Source organism: Paucisalibacillus globulus DSM 18846 (genome assembly GCF_000482485.1).
Classification (GTDB): domain Bacteria; phylum Bacillota; class Bacilli; order Bacillales; family Amphibacillaceae; genus Ornithinibacillus; species Ornithinibacillus globulus.
This window is the reverse complement of the sequence record NZ_AXVK01000045.1, coordinates 1-5,108: the sequence shown is the minus strand read 5'-3', so window position 1 is coordinate 5,108 and position 5,108 is coordinate 1. Positions and strand designations below refer to the sequence as shown.

The 5,108-nt window shown below is 32.6% G+C and carries 6 protein-coding genes; all 6 read right to left on the bottom strand.

Annotation, left to right across the window (positions count from 1 at the left end; translation table 11 throughout):
* Positions 1-441: 441 nt before the first annotated feature.
* Positions 442-969: a hypothetical protein gene (locus K332_RS0112125; protein WP_026907686.1), complete on the bottom strand. Its 528-nt coding sequence runs from the start codon at positions 967-969 to the stop codon at positions 442-444.
* Between the two features lie 25 nt (positions 970-994).
* The gene (locus K332_RS0112120; protein WP_026907685.1) at positions 995-1,309 is read right to left on the bottom strand and encodes a hypothetical protein; all 315 of its coding nucleotides are present in this window, start codon (positions 1,307-1,309) and stop codon (positions 995-997) included.
* 7 nt (positions 1,310-1,316) lie between these two features.
* Positions 1,317-2,069, bottom strand: coding sequence for a hypothetical protein (locus K332_RS0112115; protein ID WP_156914192.1), 753 nt, complete (start codon positions 2,067-2,069; stop codon positions 1,317-1,319).
* 342 nt (positions 2,070-2,411) lie between these two features.
* Positions 2,412-2,903, bottom strand: a complete 492-nt coding sequence (locus K332_RS0112110) for an SMI1/KNR4 family protein (protein WP_026907683.1) — start codon at positions 2,901-2,903, stop codon at positions 2,412-2,414.
* Positions 2,904-3,010: 107 nt separating this feature from the next.
* Entirely contained in the window at positions 3,011-3,736 is a 726-nt protein-coding gene (locus K332_RS0112105; RefSeq protein WP_026907682.1) for a PoNe immunity protein domain-containing protein, read from the bottom strand.
* 19 nt (positions 3,737-3,755) lie between these two features.
* On the bottom strand, positions 3,756-5,108 hold a 1,353-nt coding region (locus K332_RS24300), incomplete at its 5' end, for a hypothetical protein (protein WP_051359448.1).

Here is a 5,108-nt window from a genome sequence, read left to right as displayed (position 1 = left end):
TTGTTCTAACTCTGTATTCATTTGCTGAACGATTTCTTCCATTTCCTCAAAGACCGACGCATTTTCTAAATCCATTGTCTATAACTATGAATATATACATCACAGATATCCTACAATTTATTTAAGAACCAAATTCAAAATACCTATGTTATATAGATATAAAAAGCACGTGGCTTCTTTGTGACGGCCACGTACTTAGTAGTAAGTTCATTCATTTATAAATTCAGTACATTTACAACAGTTAGCTGTGTTAAATTATTAAATATATACGCGCGGTGCCAGGAAACATTTATATGCGTCTTCTTCTGATACAAATGTGCCTAAAATACTCTTCTGTTCTCTATTCGTATAAAAATCATTGCAAATCCCATTTTAGTAACCGGTAGTAAATAAAAACAACAACAAAGACCTTAAGGAATCCTCAAAGGTCCTATGTTTATTCTAATCTATAAACTTTAAAATAGCTTTACTATTATTCATAAGAACAGGAATTGTAATTTTGTTAAAAATACTATTTTCCCTTATATTTCCTGCTTGAATATTTACTTGTCCTTCAACACCCTCAGCAAACCGTTCCTCAAGATTGCACCATGCTTGGTGAACATCTACACGCTCAATGTCACAAGTAGGGTCAAATAAATCTAACCCCAAAAATTCCTCACCGGCTTTTGTAGATTCTATAGTACCTATTTGGTATTCTTTTTCATTTATATCTATGGATGGAATAGCCCCATCAGCTTCTATTATGATAATATCTCTATTCCATTTTATTTCTGATAGTGAATTCACAACTTCTTCTTTTGGTAACAAAGCACTATCTGTATTTGTGACATAAAGAATATCAGGCTCTCCCACCATTTGCTCGATTGAGTATACATACTTTTTCTTTTCAGAGGTAATCCCAATAGAAACAAAACTCCATCCCATTTTCAGTGTAACATTAACATCACTTATTAATAAATCAATCATTTTGAATGCCCCCAACAAATAATTTTCAGTAAAATAATGGCTTTTCTAATTGCTTTTCTAGTGGTTTTACATCATCAAATTGTATCAAATCAAACTTTGAGGTATAAATTTCCTTTATACCATGCTTGTTACCTAATTCTAAAGCTATTAACTGATAAATTTCTAATTGTTTATCACTTTTAAAAGGGGGATAACTTTCATTGTTTCTTTTATCAACAATTTTAATAATGTCAATCCACCATGTAGGGTCCCTAAAATCAGCAACATTACAAATTACTTTACATGAAGTGTCCTCGTAAATTAAAGTCTTTAAACCATCCGTTGTTATAATTCGATTCATTTTATCATCACCTAATATTAATATGTGTAACATTTGGATTTTTACGTAGTCTAGGTAATTCTGTAGACCAAAAAATTGTTCTTGGCTTTATTTTTTCAGGTACATTTTTTGCAAATGCGGTAATTGCGCCACTTGCATTATCTGCAAATCTACTGGACAATACCGACCATATTTCATCTGCTTGTTCCCAAGTTAATCCGTACTCTACTTCAAATCTTCTCTGTTCATTCGGAAGTATCTCATACAATTTTAAATCATCCATCCATTTACCGCCAGGTGTTCTTTCTAGGGTCAACTTAGTAATAGCTTTTTCCTTTAAAAGACTATCTGCGTATCTCTCTGCTAATTCCCTAGCAGAAGTGGTTTTCATGTCACCAATCTTAGAATCAAAAGCTTGTATTCTTCCTGCATAAAAAATAGCTTGATTCTTTTCTGTAGAAACATCTAAAGTTTTAGATTTCTGTAATAAGAATTCTTCTTTTTCTTTCGGTGTTTGCAACTTTTTTAGCTCTTTTGTAAGCTTCTCAGTATCATCATCAACTACTTTGTTATTATTAGTTTTATTAATACCAGTTTTAGTAGATTCTAGATCTCCGACTTTTGCCAACTTAGCATACCTACTCCACCCAACAACTGGCACAAAACCTGCCGCAAAGTTTCCTGTTACATACACAATTCCATCTTCTTCTACGGAATCTGAGAACGATTGGCCGATACCCTCAACCACACTGAATGGATCTTCTATGATTTGTTGAACCATCTTATAAAAACTATCGATTCTATCATTGGCAGCATCTTTTAGGAACATATTATTAAGTAAATATGATAATTTATCTTCTCTTTCTTTTATTTGTAGATTATCTGTTTTTAATTTAGTTATTCATCCTAAATCAGATGTTTCATCAAAATAAGGTTGCGATTTGTTTTGAGTATGTTAATAACTTTGTAGAGTTTTAGATATTACTGTTTAATGACAAAAAGCACCGATTATAAAAAACAATCGAGTGCTTTACAGTTTATAGTAAGTAAATACGTTTATTTTTAAAACCAGTTTCTTAGCTAGATTAACAATGTCATAGTTAAAATATTTGATTCTCTCTCGTTATTCTTCATACAGTTTATTAAGAAATTCAGTAAATGTTGATGCAACATAAAATACATTTTCTCTAGCACGTTCTTCAGCTTGTTCTTCCGTTAATCCTTCTTCTTGCATTAGCATTTCTTTTTCCCATGCATTTTCATGTTCCCAGAATACTACAATTGGATTATCTTCATGTTCTTTATAATCGAAGCATATTAAATTCCCAGAAGGATCAAAGACAATAGGAATTATCTTTTTTGGAAGTGTATCCATATAATCATTAAAGACTTCTAAAATATGCTCATCATCTTCATTATCATATGTTAATAATGTTCCAAATACCTTTTCTTTCCCTTCAACCTGAAATAATTTAGGGCTAACATGTGCACCATTATAGTCTTTAGCAACCTCTATATAATCAATTGGAAATTTTACTCCTAATTTTTCTCCATCATTTTCTACTTCATCCTTTGTTACTGGCTCATCCCTAGATCGCCATTTTATTTTACTCATCTGATTCAGCTCCCTAGGACGGTCTTTTGCTTCACTTCTAATTAAACGCAAGAATGAGGAGTCCCCTAAATGGCATATCCCATTAACTATACACAGATTTTACCTTTTCAATCTTCGTAGTGAGTCATATCATAGGGATAATAAGGAACTTGTTTTAATACTTCATCATCCAGCTTTAATATTTTCGCAATTGCTCCACTTTCAAAACTCCAATATCCACTGTAAATATTTTCACTACTTTTATGAGTGTCATACCACCCAGTGTCATTGTGTCCTGAATACCATTCTTTGATTAGATATTTTTTTAAATTTGATTCTGCTTCTAGCTTATCTTTAGCATCAAATACTTTGTACAAATACTTGTAAGGTGTTTCAAATTTAAATTGTTTTGCTTGTATATCCCAATTGCTATTGGAATAATGAAGTAGGAAATCTATTAAATAATCTTCTAATCCATCTTCTTTAACCATTTCTTCTAAAACAGCCATCTTATCTTTTGATATATTTAACATTATTCCAATAGACAACATCCAAACCATTTCTACGTAACCACTATCAGAATTCCATACTTTTTTCATACTATTAACAACTTCAGAAAAGAGTTTTTTTATTTCCTCCAAGGGGGCACCTGAAGAATATAAGGCGTTAATAATGTTAAAATATGTTCCCACTATAGTACGGAGGCCTGATTGGACTCCCCTATCAGATTCCCCTCTTAAGTTAATAACATTATCTACTGCCCTTTGAAATTTTTCTAACCTAGAAAGTTCATAATCTAAATAATCCTTATAATAAGAATTATTATACCTATTATTTTTTAATGTATCTCTCATAGTATATCCTCATTTCCTATTACTTTAGATTTCCAAATTCATCAATGACTATCTGCCTAACATCCCCATGTACGTCAACTTTGACAAGAATGCTCTCTACATTATCTGGATTAAGTAGGAGTTCCATTCTTATTTCATCAGCTTTCTCTCGTCCAACTGCATTATCTAACCTGTTTCTACTGTCTATCCATTCATCACTCATCTGTTTACCCGTTTTAGTTTTGCCCAATTGGGAAGTACCGTATTTAGCTTCACCAATTATATATTGTGGAGGTGGACTTGAATTTTCATAAACCCCATCTATTCCCTGAATTATTTTGTCATCTAAACTAGTAACTCGATCAAGGCTAATTCTAGTATATCCCTGTTTTTCAAGATGGACATCCATCTTCATTTCACCATAATTTCCTTTTTGCTTTGTTGTTACTAAAGGTATTTCGCCTGACTCAACCTTTTCTATGACTTCTAATTGTTCTTTATTTAAATTTTTCGTATTATTTTCTGGATTCTTATCTGCTTCTTTTTCATTATCAACCCTGTCAATTTTAGCCCATCTCATCGTATCATCTGAATCAATATGCATCCTCTTAACACTTCCGGGGCCACCAGCAAGTGCCACATCTCCACTCAAACCTTGCAGATTTTCCATGAAAATCCTCATACGATCAGTAACACCACTAGTAAATTCAATACCAACCTTTTTCGTATTCACTAATAATAATTCGACAGGATCAACCATTTTTCCTTCTTTATTAGCGGTTTTATTCACTGACTTTTTTGGTTTATCGGTATCAAGTACTTTACCAATTCTAGCATACTTACTCCACCCAACAACCGGCACAAAACCAGCTGCAAAGTTTCCTGTTACATACACAATTCCATCTTCTTCTACGGAATCTGAGAATGATTGACCGATACCCTCAACCACACTGAATGGATCTTCTACGATTTGTTGAACCATCGTATAAAAGCTATCGATTCTTTCATTGGCAGCATCTTTTAGGAATTTAGGTTCAATGATATCAGGAATCTGATTGGATACGGCAACAATTCCCGCATCAAAAACAAGTGTGGCTAGACCTACTACTATATCAATTAGTCCTGTAAATATACCAACAACTAAATCCTTTACGAAGTTAAAATCCGACTCTAATGAATCCCAAAATCCTTCGAAGAAATTGGTATACTTCGCCTTTAATACTGATGCTTTATTGTTATATTCATCATCCATATTCTCATACTTCTTCACCTTGGAATTGTAGATATCCCACAATTGATCCATTTTATGATTCAAGCGATTATTTGTTTGTTCGATATCACTGCGGATACTCGCAATCTTGGATTTATTTATACTGCTTGCTTCTTTTTCTGT